General features: G+C 66.2%; 13 protein-coding genes. 9 read left to right on the plus strand and 4 right to left on the minus strand.

Going from position 1 to position 17,178, the window contains the following annotated elements; translation table 11 throughout:
- Positions 1-147: 147 nt before the first annotated feature.
- From recO to ACZY1I_RS15660, 3 genes are read left to right on the plus strand one after another with little or no spacing between them, the layout of a single operon-like run.
- Positions 148-945 carry a DNA repair protein RecO gene (gene recO / locus ACZY1I_RS15650; RefSeq protein WP_463755359.1) on the plus strand — a complete coding sequence of 266 codons (798 nt, stop codon included), beginning with the start codon at positions 148-150 and terminating at the stop codon, positions 943-945.
- Complete coding sequence (locus ACZY1I_RS15655) at positions 938-1,831, plus strand: decaprenyl diphosphate synthase (protein WP_463755360.1); 894 nt, start codon at positions 938-940, stop codon at positions 1,829-1,831. The genes recO and ACZY1I_RS15655 overlap by 8 nt, the downstream gene beginning before the upstream one ends.
- Positions 1,831-2,259: a hypothetical protein gene (locus ACZY1I_RS15660; RefSeq protein ID WP_463755361.1), complete on the plus strand. Its 429-nt coding sequence runs from the start codon at positions 1,831-1,833 to the stop codon at positions 2,257-2,259. Before ACZY1I_RS15655 ends, ACZY1I_RS15660 begins: the two co-directional genes overlap by 1 nt.
- A 49-nt stretch (positions 2,260-2,308) precedes the next feature.
- Here ACZY1I_RS15660 and ACZY1I_RS15665 read toward each other — a convergent pair whose 3' ends face one another.
- Genes ACZY1I_RS15665 through ACZY1I_RS15675 form a run of 3 tightly spaced genes read right to left on the minus strand, consistent with a single transcriptional unit; the run spans position 2,309 to position 3,187 of the window.
- The gene (locus tag ACZY1I_RS15665; RefSeq protein ID WP_463755362.1) at positions 2,309-2,704 is read right to left on the minus strand and encodes a Fur family transcriptional regulator; all 396 of its coding nucleotides are present in this window, start codon (positions 2,702-2,704) and stop codon (positions 2,309-2,311) included.
- Positions 2,701-3,093: an ArsR/SmtB family transcription factor gene (locus ACZY1I_RS15670; protein WP_463755363.1), complete on the minus strand. Its 393-nt coding sequence runs from the start codon at positions 3,091-3,093 to the stop codon at positions 2,701-2,703. The genes ACZY1I_RS15665 and ACZY1I_RS15670 overlap by 4 nt, the downstream gene beginning before the upstream one ends.
- Complete coding sequence (locus tag ACZY1I_RS15675) at positions 3,059-3,187, minus strand: hypothetical protein (protein WP_463755364.1); 129 nt, start codon at positions 3,185-3,187, stop codon at positions 3,059-3,061. The genes ACZY1I_RS15670 and ACZY1I_RS15675 overlap by 35 nt, the downstream gene beginning before the upstream one ends.
- Positions 3,188-3,296: 109 nt before the next feature.
- Here ACZY1I_RS15675 and ACZY1I_RS15680 point away from each other — a divergent pair, with 109 nt between their 5' ends.
- The 6 genes from ACZY1I_RS15680 to ACZY1I_RS15705 all read left to right on the plus strand — a co-directional run bounded on the left by ACZY1I_RS15680 (position 3,297) and on the right by ACZY1I_RS15705 (position 15,979).
- Entirely contained in the window at positions 3,297-4,679 is a 1,383-nt protein-coding gene (locus ACZY1I_RS15680; RefSeq protein WP_463755365.1) for a glycine--tRNA ligase, read from the plus strand.
- 317 nt (positions 4,680-4,996) lie between these two features.
- A complete protein-coding gene (locus tag ACZY1I_RS15685) occupies positions 4,997-8,914 on the plus strand; it encodes a PE family protein (RefSeq protein ID WP_463755366.1) in 3,918 nt (1,305 codons plus the stop codon).
- 494 nt (positions 8,915-9,408) lie between these two features.
- Positions 9,409-11,250: a PPE family protein gene (locus ACZY1I_RS15690; protein WP_463755367.1), complete on the plus strand. Its 1,842-nt coding sequence runs from the start codon at positions 9,409-9,411 to the stop codon at positions 11,248-11,250.
- Between the two features lie 24 nt (positions 11,251-11,274).
- Positions 11,275-13,125, plus strand: a complete 1,851-nt coding sequence (locus ACZY1I_RS15695) for a PPE domain-containing protein (protein ID WP_463755368.1) — start codon at positions 11,275-11,277, stop codon at positions 13,123-13,125.
- Positions 13,126-13,368: 243 nt separating this feature from the next.
- The gene (locus ACZY1I_RS15700; RefSeq protein ID WP_463755735.1) at positions 13,369-14,556 is read left to right on the plus strand and encodes a PPE family protein; all 1,188 of its coding nucleotides are present in this window, start codon (positions 13,369-13,371) and stop codon (positions 14,554-14,556) included.
- Positions 14,557-14,800: 244 nt separating this feature from the next.
- A complete protein-coding gene (locus tag ACZY1I_RS15705) occupies positions 14,801-15,979 on the plus strand; it encodes a PPE family protein (RefSeq protein ID WP_463755369.1) in 1,179 nt (392 codons plus the stop codon).
- Positions 15,980-16,110: 131 nt separating this feature from the next.
- On the opposite strand, the gene ACZY1I_RS15710 is transcribed toward ACZY1I_RS15705, so the two are convergent.
- Positions 16,111-16,833, minus strand: a complete 723-nt coding sequence (locus ACZY1I_RS15710; RefSeq protein WP_463755370.1) for a GAP family protein — start codon at positions 16,831-16,833, stop codon at positions 16,111-16,113.
- Positions 16,834-17,178: the final 345 nt, after the last annotated feature.

Here is a 17,178-nt window from a genome sequence, read left to right on the forward strand (position 1 = left end):
GCCGGGCGCAGCGGGTCGCCACCGATAAGTCCCGTGGCGATCGCCAGCGCGGCGCAGCCGGGCGCAGCGGGTCGCCACCGATAAGTCCCGTGGCGATCGCCAGCGCGGCGCAGCCGGGCGCAGCGGGTCGCCACTAACATTGGGGTGATGCGGCTGTATCGAGACCGGGCTGTTGTGCTGCGTCAGCACAAACTCGGCGAAGCCGACCGGATCGTCACCCTGCTGACTCGTGAACACGGGCTGGTCCGTGCGGTGGCCAAAGGAGTGCGGCGCACTCGCAGCAAATTCGGCGCGCGCCTGGAGCCGTTTGCGCACATCGATGCGCAGCTGCACCCCGGCCGAAACCTCGACATCGTCACCCAGGTTGTCTCGATCGACGCGTTCGCCACCGACATCGTCAGCGACTACGGCAGGTACACCTGCGGTTGCGCGATGCTGGAAACCGCCGAGCGTCTCGCCGGCGAGGAAAGGGCGCCCGCCCCGGCCCTGCACCGGCTCACGGTGGGTGCGCTGCGGGCGGTGGCTGACGGGCGCCGGCCTCGCGATCTGCTGCTGGACGCTTACCTACTGCGGGCTATGGGCACCGCCGGTTGGGCGCCGTCGCTGACGGAGTGTGCTCGCTGCGCCACGCCCGGTCCGCATCGTGCGTTTCACATCGCCGCCGGGGGGAGCGTCTGTACGCACTGCCGTCCGGCCGGAGCGACCACACCGCCGCTGGGCGTGCTGGATCTGATGACCGCGTTGCACGACGGCGATTGGGAGGCCGCCGAGCGGTCCCAGCAGTCGCATCGCAGCTATGCCAGCGGATTGGTGGCGGCACACCTGCAATGGCACCTGGAACGGCAGCTCAAAACGCTGCCACTGGTCGAGCGGGTCTATCACGTTGATCGCACGGTCGCCGACCTTCGTGCCGGGCTGATCGGGCAGGATACCGAGTGTGGCTAAAAGGGCCGAACAAAAGCTGAAGTCCACCGACTTCCCGCAGCTACCCCCCGCTCCCGACGACTACCCGATGTTTCCCGATACGTCGACGTGGCCAGTCGAGTTTCCGGAGCTGCCCCCGGCGCCGGACGGGGGACCGCGTCGACCTCCGCAACACACCTCGAAAGCGGTCGCGCCGCGGATTCCCGCTGCCCAGTTGCCCAACCATGTCGCCATCGTGATGGACGGCAACGGCCGCTGGGCCACCCAACGCGGGCTGCGCCGCACCGACGGCCACAAGATGGGCGAGGCGGTGGTGATCGACATCGCTTGCGGGGCGGTCGAACTCGGCATCAAGTGGCTCAGCCTCTACGCCTTCTCCACCGAGAACTGGAAGCGTTCGGCCGAGGAAGTCCGCTTCCTGATGGGCTTCAACCGTGATGTAGTGCGACGACGTCGGGAGATCCTGAACCTGATGGGCGTCAAGATCCGGTGGGTGGGCTCCGCGCCGCGCCTGTGGCGCAGCGTCATCAACGAATTGGCGATCGCGGAAGAAGTGACGAAGAACAACGACGTCATCACCATCAACTACTGCGTCAACTACGGCGGCCGCACCGAGATCGCCGAGGCCACCCGAAGGATCGCCATCGAGGCTGCGTCCGGCAAGCTCAACCCCAACCGGATCAATGAGTCCACGATCTCCCGCCACATGCAGCGACCGGACATCCCCGACGTCGACCTGTTTCTGCGCACGTCAGGGGAGCACCGGTCCAGCAACTTCATGTTGTGGCAGGCGGCCTACGCCGAGTACGTCTTCCAGGACAAGCTGTGGCCGGACTACGACCGCCGCGACCTGTGGGCGGCCTGCGAGGAATACGCGTCCCGCAACCGACGATTTGGCAGCGCCTAGTGACCACCCTGCAGCAGCGGCTCACCCAGATCCTTAGCGACGTCCTGGCCGTCGAGGAGGAGCCTGACGGAGCGCTCACGGTCCGGCACAGCGGCACCATCGCCTCGCTGCGGGTGGTGCACATCGTCGAAGACCTCGACCTGGTATCACTGACGCAGATTCTGGGCTGGGATCTGCCGCTGACCAAGAAAATCAGCGAACAGGTGGCCAGGCAGGCGCGGGAACTGAATTTCGGCTCGGTCACCACGGTCGAGAAGGTCGCGGACAAGAGTGCGCAGCGCAATTCCGGCAAAGGGGCGGCCAAAACTATCGACGTGATGCTGCGCTACAACTTCCCCGGCGAGGGGCTGACCGATGACGCACTGCGCACCCTGATCCTGTTGGTGCTCGATGCGGGCGCCCGGATCCGCGACGAATTGACCACCTGAATCGCGCCGAACGGGAAGCTGGTTTCACGCTCGCGGGTTCAACGCCGAATCAGCGGCACTCCGAGCAGGTGCCGAAGATCTCGATCGTGTGGCTGACGTCGGAGTATCCGTATTTGGTGGCAACTTCTGCCGCCCACGCCTCGACCTCGTGGTCGCCCACCTCGATGGTGGACCCGCAACTACGGCAGACCAGGTGATGGTGGTGGTGGTCCGAGCATCTGCGGTAGACCGATTCGCCGGTGTCGGTGCGCAGCGTGTCGACCATTCCTGCGGTAGCCATCGACTGCAGCGTGCGATAGACGGTGGTCAGGCCGATGTTCTCGCCGCGACGGCGCAACTCGTCGTGCAGGTCCTGGGCGGAACGGAATTCGTCGAGCGTTTCCAGCAGAGACGAGATGGCTGCTCGCTGTCGGGTGGAGCGGACCGCGGTGCCTTCGGTACTCAATGGGTGTCCTCGCTCGCATGCGCCACCGCGTCGACCACGATGTGTGCGAGGTGATGGTCAGCGAGCCGGTACAGAACCTCGCGGCCCGAACGTTCCCCGGAGACCACGCTGGCCGCCTTCAGGATCTTGAGGTGCTGACTGACCAGCGGTTGCGGCACCCCCAGCGCATCGACCAGTTCATGAACGCAGCGCTGGGATTCGCGCAACTGCAGCACGATGGCGATGCGCACCGGGGCGGCCAGTGCCCGCAGCAACTCGCCGGCGGCGTCGAGAATTTCCCGCGACGGCGGAGCCGGGTACTCGGGGTGATCGGCGAAAACATCGGGGACGTGCTCGTGATGACCGATGAAGTCGTCATCGGCGGCGGTCGGGGTCGACGGCGATGTCACCGTAGAGAGTCACCACCTTTTGGAGTCCGGCGTTGGGTCGCGCGCGCTTGCCGGTTAGGGGCAGGGCGTCGCTGCCCTCCACTGTCACATGCATGATGATGCATGTCAAAGAGCAGGGCAATGGTCGCTACCATGACTGATGTTTTGCGGGTCGCGGTCAACGCTGCTCGTCTGCCGAAACCTCCGAAGGGAGCACACGCCCCGTGGCGTCCGTCATCGACACCGTAGTCAACCTGGCCAAACGACGGGGCTTCGTCTTTCCCTCGGGCGAAATCTACGGCGGCACAAAGTCGGCGTGGGACTACGGGCCGCTGGGCGTTGAGCTCAAGGAGAACATCAAGAAGCAGTGGTGGCGCACCGTCGTCACCGGCCGCGACGACGTGGTGGGGCTGGACTCGTCGATCATCCTGCCGCGGCAGGTGTGGGTGGCCTCCGGCCACGTCGAGGTGTTCAACGACCCACTGGTGGAGTGCCTGAACTGCCACAAGCGGCACCGCCAGGACCATATGCAGGAAGCCTTCGTGGCCAAGAAGGGCGGCAATCCCGACGACGTGCCGATGTCCGACATCGTCTGCCCCGACTGTGGAACCAAAGGGCAGTGGACAGAGCCGCGCGACTTCAACATGATGCTCAAGACCTACCTCGGGCCGATCGAGACCGAGGAGGGCATGCATTACCTGCGGCCCGAGACCGCGCAGGGCATCTTCGTCAACTTCGCGAACGTCGTGACGACGTCCCGCAAGAAGCCGCCGTTCGGCATCGGCCAGATCGGTAAGAGCTTCCGTAACGAGATCACCCCGGGCAACTTCATCTTCCGCACCCGCGAGTTCGAGCAGATGGAGATGGAGTTCTTCGTCGAGCCGTCGACGGCCAAGGAGTGGCACCAGTACTGGATCGATACCCGGCTGCAGTGGTACGTCGACCTCGGCATAGAGCGGGACAACCTGCGCCTTTTCGAGCACCCCAAGGAGAAGCTGTCGCACTATTCCGACGGCACCACCGACATCGAGTACAAGTTCGGCTTCGCCGGCAGCGGTTGGGGTGAACTGGAGGGCATCGCCAACCGCACCAACTTCGACCTGTCGACGCACTCAAAGCATTCCGGCGTAGACCTGTCTTACTACGACCAGGCCAGCGACACCCGTTACGTGCCCTACGTCATCGAACCCGCGGCCGGGCTGACGAGATCGTTCATGGCTTTCCTGGTCGACGCGTACCACGAGGACGAAGCACCGAACGCCAAAGGCGGAGTCGACAAGCGCACCGTACTGCGACTGGACTCGCGCCTGGCGCCGGTCAAGGCCGCGGTGCTGCCGCTGTCCCGGCACGCCGACCTGAGCCCGAAGGCCCGGGACCTCGCTGCCGAACTGCGCAAGTCCTGGAACATCGAGTTCGACGACGCCGGCGCCATCGGCAGACGCTATCGGCGCCAGGACGAGATCGGTACCCCGTTCTGCGTGACGGTTGACTTCGACTCGCTCGAGGACAATGCCGTCACCGTGCGGGACCGTGACGCCATGACGCAGACCCGGGTCACCATCGACAACGTCGCTGACTATCTGGCTGTGCGCCTCAAGGGCGCCTGAGAGTCGGCTATTGAGAGCGGTGCGTCCGGTCGCGCCGCCATTCTCATCCGTGGCCCCGCTACTCCGGCGCATCTCCTCTTCAGCGGCATCGTCGATGTCGGCGATCCTGACCGACCGCGGAAATAGCCAGTGCGGCAAGCGATGTGCAAGTTGCACAGGGCGTTGGGCAGAGTGCACCGAGTTCAGTGAATCTCGAACAATTTGTCTTTCTGGGCGCAACTATTTGGGCTAACCCGCTGCCAAATTCGGGAAAGCAATTCGGCTCGGCAAATAGCTGTGGCTGAGCCCTTCGCGCCGATCCGTCGATAGGACCCACCATGTCGTTCTTGACTGCCACGCCGGATGCCTTGGCGCAGGCTGCCAGACAGCTTGCCGGTATCGGTTCTTCAGTCAACCAGGCGAGCATGACCGCGGCGGTCTCCACGACCGCCCTGGCGGCGGCGGGCGCTGATGAGGTGTCGACAGCGGTGGCGTTGCTGTTCTCCGGGTACGGCCAGGCCTATCAGGCGATCGACGCCCAACTGGCGGCGCACTATCAACAGTTCGCCCAAGCGTTGACGGGCGCCGGCGGTTCGTACGCACGGGCAGAGGCGTTCAACACCTCGTCGGTGTTGCAGGATTTCGAGCAAGGTGCTCTCGGTGTCATCAACGCGCCCACCCAGGCGTTGTTCGGGCGCGGATTAATCGGTGACGGCGCCAACGCGACAACCCCGGGCGGCAACGGCGGCGACGGCGGGTTGCTGTGGGGCAACGGTGGCAATGGCGCCGCCGGCGCGTCTGGCACCGACCAGGTGGGCGGCAACGGTGGAAACGCCGGATTGATCGGCAATGGAGGTCGCGGTGGGACCGGTGCCTCCGGCAATTCGCCCCTCATCATCCCCGGAGCCAACGGCGCGGCAGGTGGGAGCGGCGGTAACGGCGGTTGGTTGTTCGGCGACGGCGGCACCGGCGGACACGGTGGCGCCGGCGCGCTCGGGATGGACGGGATCCGGGGCGGTACGGGCGGCAACGGCGGTGTCGGTGGCAGAGCTTGGGTGTTCGGCAATGGTGGCCTCGGCGGGAACGCCGGCAATGGTGGTGGCGGCGTTGACTTCGGCTTCGGTCTCAACAATGGCGGCGCGGGCGGGGTCGGTGGGGCCGGTGGCAGCGCCGGACTTGTGGGCACCGGCGGCGCAGGCGGAGGCGGCGGTCTCGGTGGGGTGGGCGGCAACGGAGGAATCACCTCCGACAATGGCGAGGCAGGCGGGATCGGCGGCGTCGGCGGTGCGGGTGGTGCGGGCGGCAATGGCGGGCTGCTATTAGGTGACGGTGGCACCGGCGGGAGTGGTGCCGTCGGCGGCCACGGCGGCATCGGCATGGACGGGCGCAGCCTGCAACAGAACGGCGATGGCGGCAACGGTGGCGACGGTGGTAGCGGAGGGGCTGGCGGTGTGGGCGGCAGCGGTGGCAAAGCAGGTTTGTTCGGCGTAGGTGGTGTCGGCGGACAGGGCGCCGGCGGCGGAATCGGTGGCAGTGCAGGCAGTGCCGCGAACGCCAGTAACGCCGCCCCAGCGGCGGCGCACGGCGGTAACGGCGGCAACGGCGGAAGTGGCGGCGCCGCGGGCGTGGGTGGCGTCGGAGGAAGCGGCGGGATGATATTCGGCCCGGGCGGGGTCGGTGGGCAAGGCGGCACCGGCGGCGATGCCGCTGGCGGTGGCACGGGTGGCCAAGGCGTCAACGGCGGAATATCGGGGAACGGCGGCAACGGCGGGGACGGCGGCAATCGAGGCACTGGCGGTTCTGGCGGTTCCGGCGGGCTGTTCGGCAACGGCTGGCACGGCGCGGCAGGCGCGACCCCAAACAGCGGCGGCAATGGCGGCAGCGGTGGCAACGGCGGCGACGCCGGAACCGGTGGCGCGGGCCTGACCATTGGGCAGACCGGCGGTGCCGGTGGGAACGGTGGCAACGGCGGTTCGGTCGGTAGTGGTGGTTCCGGTGGCAACGGCGGCGCCGGCCAGGCGGGCACGACCGTCAGCGGCGCCGCGGTCAATGGCGGGCACGGCGGCGCCGGTGGGTCCGGCGGGTCCGGCGGGGCCAGCGCAGGCAGCGGCGGCGACGGCGGTGCCGGCGGGATAGGCGGCAAGGGCGGGCTGGGTGCCGTCGGCAGCAAGGGCGACGATGGCGTCGGCTTCGGAGCCAATGGCACAAAGGGTGGCGACGGCGGGACCGGCGGGACCGGTGGCAACGGTGGTCAGGGCGGTGCGGCAGGCGCTGCGCCGGCGGGCCAGGCCGGCAATCGGGGCGCCGGCGGCGCTGGGGGTCAGGGTGGGACGGGCGGAACCGGAGGCAATGGCGGCAACGGCGCAGCGGCCGAGCTCATGGCCAAGGGCGCTCTGGCGGGTGGTAACGGCGGCGACGGTGGTAACGCCGGCGCGGGTGGCCAAGGTGGGACCGGCGGCGACGGTTCAATCGTCGGGGCCAACGGCAAGGTTGGCGACACCCCGACCAGCGGCGGCAACGGCGGCGACGGCGGTGCCGGGGGATCCAGTAATTCCGCCTCTCAGGGAGGCGGGTCGGGCGGTAACGGTGGCAACGCCGGATCGGTTGGCAACGGCGGCAAAGGCGGCACCGGCGGCGCGGGTACTGCAGGACTGCCCGTCCCCGGCGCCCCCGGCACGGACGGCGGGTCCGGCGGCGCCGGCGGAGCGGGCGGTTCCGGCGGATCCATTGCCGGAAACGGAGGTGAAGGCGGAACCGGCGGGGCGGGCGGCACCGGCGGATCCGGCCTCAACGGATCGAAGGGCGGGACCCCCATTGGCTGGGGCGCTGCCGGCACCGACGGCGGCAATGGTCGTCCCGGCGGTTCCGGTGGCGATGGCGGTCATGGTGGCGCCGGCGGCGCCGCGCCGGCCCCGGGAGGCCATGTAGGTACCCGCGGCGCCGGTGGGGCCGGGGGTGACGGCGGATCAGGAGGATCCGGCGGCAACGGCGGCAATGGCCAGACCGGCTTGTCGGTAGTGGGCGGTGGCGCTGAAGCGGGTGGGAACGGTGGTAACGGTGGTGACCCCGGCGCGGGTGGCAAAGGCGGGGTCGGCGGCGACGGCTCCACTCCTGGCACCACCGGGAAGGCTGGCGCCACTCCGACCAGTGGTGGCAACGGCGGAAAAGGCGGCGCCGGTGGTGCCGGCACAACCAGCGGAAGCGGCACAGGCTCCAACGGCGGCGACGGCGGAAATGGCGGCAAGGGCGGTTCCGTCGGCAACGGCGGGAGTGGCGGCGTGGGCGGCGTCGGAGGCAACGGCACCAGCGGCGCAAGCGGCAACGGCGGCACCGGCGGAATTGGCGGAACCGGCGGAACCAATGCGGGCAACGGTGGCGTAGGTGGCAACGGGGGCGTTGGTGGGGTCGGCGGCGCCGGCGACACCGGTGTGACGGGAACCGCTGGAAAATGGGGCTTCCAGCTGCCGAACGGAGATGGGACAGACGGCGGAACCGGCGGAACCGGCGGTATCGGCAGGACTGGCGGAACCGGCGGTAATGGCGGCGCCGGCGGAAAGGCGCTCGCGGCCTCGGGCCAAACAGGCGCGGACGGCGAGGGTGGAGCGGGTGGGGCAGGCGGGATCGGCGGCACTGGCGGGACCGGTGGAGCCGGCGGCGATGGCGATGTGGCCAGGGATGTCAACTGGGGCAATGGGGGTAAGGGCGGCCAAGGTGGCATCGGCGGGACCGGCGGGACCGGCGGGACCGGCGGGACCGGATCCGGTGGCCAGGCCGCGACCGGTGCTACGGGCGGTCAAGGCGTCGGCGGCACCGGTGGTGACGGCGGCAAGGGTGGCAATGTCAGCTTCGGCGGCAAGGCCACTGCCGGTGGCAACGGCGGCGCGGGTGGTGAGGGTGGAATCGGGAGCACCGGCGGGGTTGGCGGTAATGGCGCGGACGGCGGCAAAGCCTTGGCCCAGGAATCCGGCGGTTTTGGCGGCCGAGGTGGCGACGGCGGCGACGGCACTGCTGCAGGCGGCAACGGTGGAAACGGCGGCACAGGCGGCCAGGGCGGCGTCGGCGCGGTCTTTCCCCCCACTTCGGGCGGACCTGGCGGCAACGGCGGGGCCGGTGGCACCGGCGGCGACCGCATCGGGAACCCAGTTGTCCCGGGTGGTGCCGGTCTGCCCGGCGGCGCCGGCGGGCCATATGGCGGCGTCGGCAATCCTGGTGCCGGCGGCTCAGGTGGCACCGGTGGACCCGGTGGGACCGTCTGATCTCACGCCATGGCGGTGGGCCACCGACGGCACCCGGACTGCGAAATACATATCGCCGAACAGTGCATCACCGTGCATCCGGAAAGCCGAGACATGCTGGGCCGTCATGCGGGCACTTCAGCGACTCATCATTCAAAGATCAGGCTCGGCGGTAGGGCCACTCTCGATAGTCACAGTTTGCTGGCCGGCCTCAATTCAGCATTTAGACCGGTTGTTCGGCGCCGCCATTCGAGCCCGCGATAATCGCACCCAATGATGTAACCAAGAATCCTTCACCGCAAGTCAGGGCGACACGGTGCATCGTGCGTGAAATCCGGGGTTTCGGCCGGTGGTAGGCCTAGGGTCGCTAGGTGATGATGTCGGGTCGACCCGAAGACGCGAAACCCATTGGTTGCTGAGTTGTCATGAATGGCCGGTGATTGTTTCGGGTGTCGCTTTCGGTAACACCTGGCCGGGTGGTTGAGAATAACCCGGGAAGAGGAGGCACGTTTCTGATGAATTTTTCGGTGTTGCCGCCGGAGATCAATTCGTTGCGGATGTTTTCTGGGGCTGGGTCGGGGCCGATGTTGGCGGCGGCGTCGGCGTGGTCGGGGTTGGCGCGGGAGTTGGGGGTGGCGGCGGAGTCGTTTGCTGCGGTGACGACCGGTTTGACTGGTCAGGCGTGGCAGGGTCCGGCGGCGGCGGCGATGACGGCGGCGGCGGCGCCGTATGCGGGGTGGTTGAGTGCGGCATCGGCTCGCGCTGCGGGGGCGGCGGGGCAGGCGAATGCGGTGGTGAGTGCGTTCGAGGCGGCGCGGGCGGCGGTGGTTCATCCGTTGGCGGTTGCTGCTAATCGGAATGTGTTTGTGCAGTTGGTGTTGTCGAATTTGTTTGGTCAGAATGCGCCGGCGATTGCGGCTGCTGAGGGTGTTTATGAGGAGTTCTGGGCTGCTGATGTAGCGGCAATGGCCGGCTATCACGGTGGTGTTTCGGCGGCCGCCGAAGCACTGGAATCCTGGGCTTCATCTTTTCAGGGCGCACTGCAGGGGCTGTCGACGCAAGCAGTCGCGCCGCTGGCAGCCGCGACGGCGGCGCCGTCGCAGGAACTCTCCGACTTCATGCTCAACCTGGGTCAGGGCAACATCGGCAGTCTCAATCTGGGTAGCGGCAACTTCGGTAACGGCAACCTGCTGGGCAGCGGCAATTTCGGCAACTGGAACATCGGCAGCGGCAATTTCGGCAGCCTCAACCTGGGTAGCGGGAACATCGGCACCGGAAACTTCAGTATCGGCAATACCGGCGACTACAACCTCGGCAGCGGGAACTTCGGTGCCGGCAACCTGGGTAGCGGCAACATCGGCAGCCTGAACTTCGGCAGTGGCAACTTCGGCACCATCGATATCGGCAGCGGCAACCTCGGCGACTTCTCCATCGGCAGCGGCAACGTCGGCGACTTCAACTTCGGTAGTGGCAACCTCGGCGGTACCAACTTCGGCTTCGGAAACCTCGGCAGCGGGAACATCGGATTCGGGAACCGAGGCAGCAACAACATCGGCATCGGGCTTACCGGTGACGGACAGTGCGGGTTCGGTTCGCTCAATGCGGGCGTCGGCAACATCGGTCTGTTCAACTCGGGCAACAACAATGTCGGCTTCTTCAATTCGGGCAACGGCAACTCTGGTTTCTTCAATTCGGGCAACGGCAACACGGGCTTCAGCAACGCGGGCAACTTCAACACCGGCTTCTGGCACTCGGGAAACTTCAACACCGGCATCGGCAGCGCCGGCAGCGGCAACTTCGGCCTCTTCGACGCCGGCAACAACAACAGCGGAAGCTTCAACGCCGGCTTCCAGAACACCGGTTTCGGGAATTCAGGTGCGGGAAACACCGGCTTCGCGAACGGGGGCGACTCCAACACCGGGTTCTTCAACGCCGGCAACGTCAACACCGGCTTCTTCAACGGCGGCGACACCAATACCGGTGGATTCAACGCCGGCAACGTCAACACCGGCTTCTTCAGCGCGGTTGACCAACCCGGTGCGAACTCTGGATTCGGAAACCTCGGGACCGGCAACTCGGGCTGGGGCAACAGCGACCCCAATGGCAGCGGCAACTCCGGGTTCTACAACACCGGCATCGATAACTCGGGCTACTCGAACGCCGGTCCGGCCATGATTCCGAGCCGCAACTCCGGTTTCGGCAACCTGGGCACCTACAACGCTGGTTTCTCCAACTCCGGCAATTTCCTCGCCGGTTACTCGAACAGCGGGAACAACAGCTCTGGCCTGGTGAACTCGGGCGACAACAACTCCGGCGGATCCAATTCAGGCTCCGGACAATCGGGTTTCTTCCGCTAGCCGCACATTGCTGAGAGGTGACAGATGAATTTTTCGGTGTTGCCGCCGGAGATCAATTCGTTGCGGATGTTTTCTGGGGCTGGGTCGGGGCCGATGTTGGCGGCGGCGTCGGCGTGGTCGGGGTTGGCGCAGGAGTTGGGGGTGGCGGCGGAGTCGTTTGCTGCGGTGACGACTGGTTTGACTGGTCAGGCGTGGCAGGGTCCGGCGGCGGCGGCGATGACGGCGGCGGCGGCGCCGTATGCGGGGTGGTTGAGTGCGGCGTCGGCTCGTGCTGCGGGGGCGGCGAAGCAGGCGAATGCGGTGGTGAGTGCGTTCGAGGCGGCGCGGGCGGCGGTGGTTCAACCGTTGGCGGTTGCTGCTAATCGGAATGTGTTTGTGCAGTTGGTGTTGTCGAATTTGTTTGGTCAGAATGCGCCGGCGATTGCGGCTGCTGAGGGTGTTTATGAGGAGTTCTGGGCTGCTGATGTAGCGGCAATGGCCGGCTATCACGGTGGTGTTTCGGCGGCCGTTGGGTCGTTAGAGTCCTGGGCTTCAGAGTCTTGGACGTCGTTTCATGGCGCACTGCAGGGCCTGCCCGCCGCTGCAGCCGCTCAGGCTGCCAGCGACATACCCGCCTCGCTGCAGGGGATCAACCTCGGCCTAGGGAATATCGGATCTCTCAATCTGGGCAGCGGAAATATCGGTGACACGAATCTGGGCAGCGGAAATATCGGTAACACCAACCTGGGCACCGGCAATATCGGCGGCACCAACTTCGGCAGCGGCAACCAGGGGAACACCAATCTGGGCGGCGGCAACACCGGGCACCAGAACCTGGGCAGCGGCAACACCGGCAACCAGAATCTCGGCAGCGGCAACATCGGCAATCAGAACTTCGGCAGCGGCAATGTCGGCGCCGCCAACCTCGGCAGCGGCAACGTCGGCAATGGCAACCTCGGCAATGGGAACAACGGCAGCAGTAACTTCGGCAGCGGGAACTTCGGAAGTAGCAACTTCGGGTTCGGCAACACCGGCGCCGGGAATTACGGCTTCGGCAACACCGGTAACAACAACATCGGTTTCGGCCTGACGGGCAACAACCAATTCGGCATCGGCGCCCTCAACACCGGTAGCGGCAACGTCGGTTTCGGTAACTCCGGAACTGGAAATGTCGGCTTCTTCAACTCGGGGACCGGCAACGTCGGATTCGGCAACTCAGGAGTCGGTAACTTCGGCTTCGGCAACGCCGGCAGCGTCAACACGGGCTTCTGGAACGGTGGCAGCACCAACACGGGTGCCCTGAACGGCGGATACGGCAACTTCGGCCTCTTCGACTCCGGCAATTCTAACTTCGGCAGTTTCAACTCCGGCAACTCGAACACGAGTTTCGGAAATTCGGGCAACGTCAATACCGGCTTCCTCAATGCCGGCAACGTCAATTCGGGCTTCGGCAACGCGGGCGACGTGAACACCGGTATCGCCAATGCGGGCAACACCAACACCGGCGGGTTCGACGCCGGAAATCTGAACACCGGATTCTTCAGCGGTGTCACTCAAGCCGGCCCTAATTCGGGCTTTGACAATGTCGGCACCGGCAATTCCGGCTTCGGCCACAACGACCCCTCGAGCTTCGGAAATTCCGGCTGGCAGAACGTCGGAGTCGGTAACTCGGGATACGTCAACACCAGCACCCTGCTGATCCCAGCCCTGGGGGGTAGCTCGGGCATCCTCAACTCGGGTTATGCGAACGCCGGCATCTACAACGCGTCCCACGACAACGCCGGATACTTCATCGCCGGCTTCTTGGCTTCCGGCCTCTTTGTGTCCGGAATCGGAAGTTCAGGCCTGTTTGTGTCGGGCAACGGGCTTTCCGGGCTCTTCAAGGGCTTCTTCTGACCGAGTTGCGTGGTGAAAGCAAAAAGGCTGTCATGTCCAATTTGTCGACAGCTCACCGGACAGTCGTCTGGTTGTGCACAGGCCGCAGGCCATCACTTAGCAAATTCATCGGGTCAGATTGCCGCCAACTACAGACAATTGTGGTCGGTCTGTTTTACTATCCGGCCATGGACTGGCTCGTTTACGGGTCGTCGAGGTGACTGGTTGGAGCCGCGCAAGCGGCACGCTCGGTTGGGGGATGTGATGATTCCAGGGTTCTCGTGGTTGCCGCCGGAGATCAACTCGGCGCGAATCTTCTCGGGAGCTGGGTCGGGTCCGTTGCATGGGGCGGCGACGGCGTGGGAGAGCTTGGCCTCGGACTTGGCGGCCTCGGCCTCGTCCTTTGACTCGGTGATCATCGGGTTGGCCGGTGGGCCGTGGGCAGGTCCGGCGTCGGCTGCGATGGCGGCCTCCGCCACGCCATATGTGGGTTGGCTGACTGCGGCGGCGGCGCAGGCGCAGATGGCGGCCGGTCAGGCCCGGGCGGCGGCGACGGCTTTTGAGACTGCGTTGACCGCGACGGTGCATCCCGCGGCCGTGGTATCGAATCGGCTGTCGTTTCTGTCGTTGGTCCAGTCGAATTTCCTGGGTTTGAACACGCCGGCGATTTTCTCCAACGAATCCGACTACGTCGAGATGTGGGCACAAGACGTGAGTGCCATGCTCGGCTACCAGTCCGGTGCGACCGCAGTGGCCGAAAGTTTGACGCCTTTCAGCCTCCCAGCACTGAGTTTGATGTCGGGCACCGACTTGGTATCGCAGTTTGGTGCCGGAGTGGCCGGCTTGGCCAACAGTGCGTCGTTGGCAGTGAGTCCCTTGGCGGAGGGCGGGTTGGCCGCGAGCGCGGCACTGGTCGCCGGCGTGCAGGGCTTGGCTGCCGGCCTGCCGATCCAGACGGCGTTGTCGTTGGCGCAGGCCGGGGCGATGCCGGCCAGCATGCTGATCGGACCGATGATGCAGTTGGGTCAGACGGCCGGTGTCGGTTCGGCGGGATTGGCCAGCGCCACCGAGGGACTGGCCGACGTGCCCAAGTTCGTAGGTGACACCGCGCCGGCGCTGAAGGGTTTGGGTGGTGCCGGTCTTGGTGGCGGCATGGCCGGTGACCTCGGCAAAGCCCACCTGGTAGGCGCTATGTCGGTACCCCCGACTTGGCAGGGTTCGGTGCCGAAGGGCATGTCCAGCGCGGCTCTGGCGGGAATGGGCTCCATGCCCAGCGCTGCGGCGATGGCACAGGGTGCCGGCGGTTCGGGAATGGGCATGATGCCGATGCCGATGGGCGGCGGTGCCGGTGCGGGCGGTGGTATGCCGGGCGGCATGATGGGCCGCGGCGGCGCAAACCCCCACGTAACCCAGAACCGCCCGAGCGTGATTCCGCGGACCGGAATCGGATAGGCAGATTCTGCACACAACGAAGTGTGTTATTCGTGCCCGGGGCATGCCGGCGATCGAATATACTGATTGAGTAACAACGTCGATTCCACGCGCGAATACCTGAAGTTGAGATTTTTCTAAAGATCCAGACTTTAGGTGTGGGTTTGATTTACGATGATCCAGCCGTGGGCTGGCTCGCGTTTCGAGTCGTAGTGATCGAGGAATTGTTGGCGCCGTACACGCGGCTGGCAGGTTTGGGGAGACGATGATTTTAGACTTTGCGTGGTTGCCGCCGGAGATCAACTCGGCGCGGATCTTTGCCGGGGCAGGCTCGGGTCCGCTGCATGTCGCCGCGACGGCGTGGGAGGGTCTCGCAGCCGATCTGGCAGCCTCTGCGTCGTCGTTCGACTCGGTGATCATCGGATTGGCCAGTGGGCCCTGGGCGGGTCCGGCATCGGCATCGATGGCGGCTGCGGCCACTCCGTATGTCGGTTGGTTGAGCTCGGCAGCGTCGCAGGCGCAGTTGGCGGCCGGCCAGGCGCGCGCCGCGGCGACTGCTTTCGAAGCGGCCTTGACCGGGACCGTGCACCCCGCGGCGGTGGCGGCCAATCGCGTGTCGCTGTCGACGCTGATCGCCACGAACTTCTTTGGCTTCAACACTCCGGCGATCTTCGCCAACGAGTTCGACTACGTCGAAATGTGGGCACAGGACGTCGCCGCCATGGTGGGCTACCACGGCGGCGCGACGGCGGTGGCGGAGAGCTTGACGCCGTTCTCGGTGCCGCCGGTTGATCTTGCCGGCCTGGCCGCGTCGATCGGTGGGATGGCGAGCAACGCAACCGCAAGTGTGAGCCCGCTGATGTCGGGTGTGCTCTCGGTGGCTCCCGGCGCGGTTACCGCTGTCCAGGCAGCGGCATCCAGCTTGCCTCTCGAGTCGGCGATGTCCCTCGTGCAAGGGGCGGCGATGCCGGCCAGCATGCTGATCGGGCCGATGATGCAGCTGGGCCAGATGGGCGGCGCAGGTTCGGCTGGACTGGCCGGTGCCACTTCGGCGGCGGACCTGGCGGCGATGCCGACGCTGGCTAGCGACGTCAACCCGCTGAAGGGAATGGGCGGTGCCGGTCTCGGTGCCGGCATGGGCGGCAGCATGGGGAATGCCCGCCTGGTCGGTGCCATGTCGGTTCCGCCGACCTGGCAGGGTTCGGTGCCGAAGGGAATGTCGAGCGCCGCGATGTCGGGCCTCGGCGCCAACGCCGCGGAAATGGCGCAAGCGGCTCAGGCCGCCGGTGCCGGCGGTGGCGGTATGCCGATGATGCCGATGCCGATGGGCGGCGGTGCCGGTGCGGGTGGTGGTATGCCCGGCGGCATGATGGGCCGTGGTGGCGCAAACCCCCACGTGACCCAGAACCGGCCGAGCGTGATCCCGCGGTCCGGCGTCGGATAAATCGGGGCCACCTTCAAAATTGGCTGATCGAGGGCGCGGGCTCTGCACCAGAAATGGTGCAGAGCCCGCGCTCTTCGCGTTGGTGCTTGCGCGACAGCGGCGCCTTCACACGTCCCCGCCCGCGCGAACGGTCAGATGTGTCCAAGCCCGCGGCTCATCAGGAACACCCCGAGCAGGCCGACCACAAGGGCGAACACCTGCTGCCGCCGGGCCTTGACCCACTGATTCACCGCTGACATGAGCTGATCGGTCCTGGCCGGGGCAGCGAGTCGGCTGATCAGTGGGACCTCGACAAAGGCCAGTGCGATCAGGGCGTACAAGCTGGCCGCGCCGATCTGCTGGCCCACCGCCACGCCCGAGGCCAAGATCGCTGCGAGCGCCGCGAGGAACCGGAAGTCCACCAACATCCCGAAACCAAGCGCGAACGCCACTCCCAGAGGTCTGGCCTGTAGCGCGTCGTGGGCGCGTGTCGACATACGGGAGACAGTCGAGCTCAACATGATCGGGGTCCGTCCCGGCAGCGCGGTTGCCGGGGCGCCAGGCATGCCGAGTCGTGCCCGGCGGCCGACGGCGACCGCACCGATCAGAAGTGCCAGCACGCCCATCCCGATCTGGATGTGGCCGGCGGTGGAGGTCGCAGTGGCGAGTTGTACTCGATGCATCACGGCGAGCGCGGAGTCACGAACACCGAACAGCACGCCCGCTGCGATGACAATGCTGATTGAGATGCCGCCGAGCCAGAACGAGACCAGTGCGCCGAGTGCTCGGGGTCGTGATGTCAGAACGACGCTGACGCCGATCCGCACTGGGTCTGCGGTCGCCACAAGAGATAACACCAGCACCGTGAGCCACATGGAAACGGACGCTACAACGGCAGATGCGCGCTGCGGAACCCATTTCGGAGCACCGATTTTCCTATTACAAGGGCGTAATTCGCATCGCCAATCATTTCTGGCGCGCCAATAAGAAGGCCGGAGCCTCTGCCGCTCGGCACAGAACTGGCCGAAGGCCCGCTGAACTCGCACAATGCGTGCGTGGCAGGCGTAGAGACCACGTCCGGAAATGGCTCTATGTGGGATTCATTAGGAATGTGGGATTAGATAAATTTTTCAAATTTTTTCACTGGCACCCGATTTAGGCCATTTTGAGCGCGGCCGGAGCGAATGGGCGCGCGGGCGGAGCGGTCTTGAGCATGTGGT

It is taken from the genome of Mycobacterium sp. IDUB_37, from assembly GCF_055419245.1.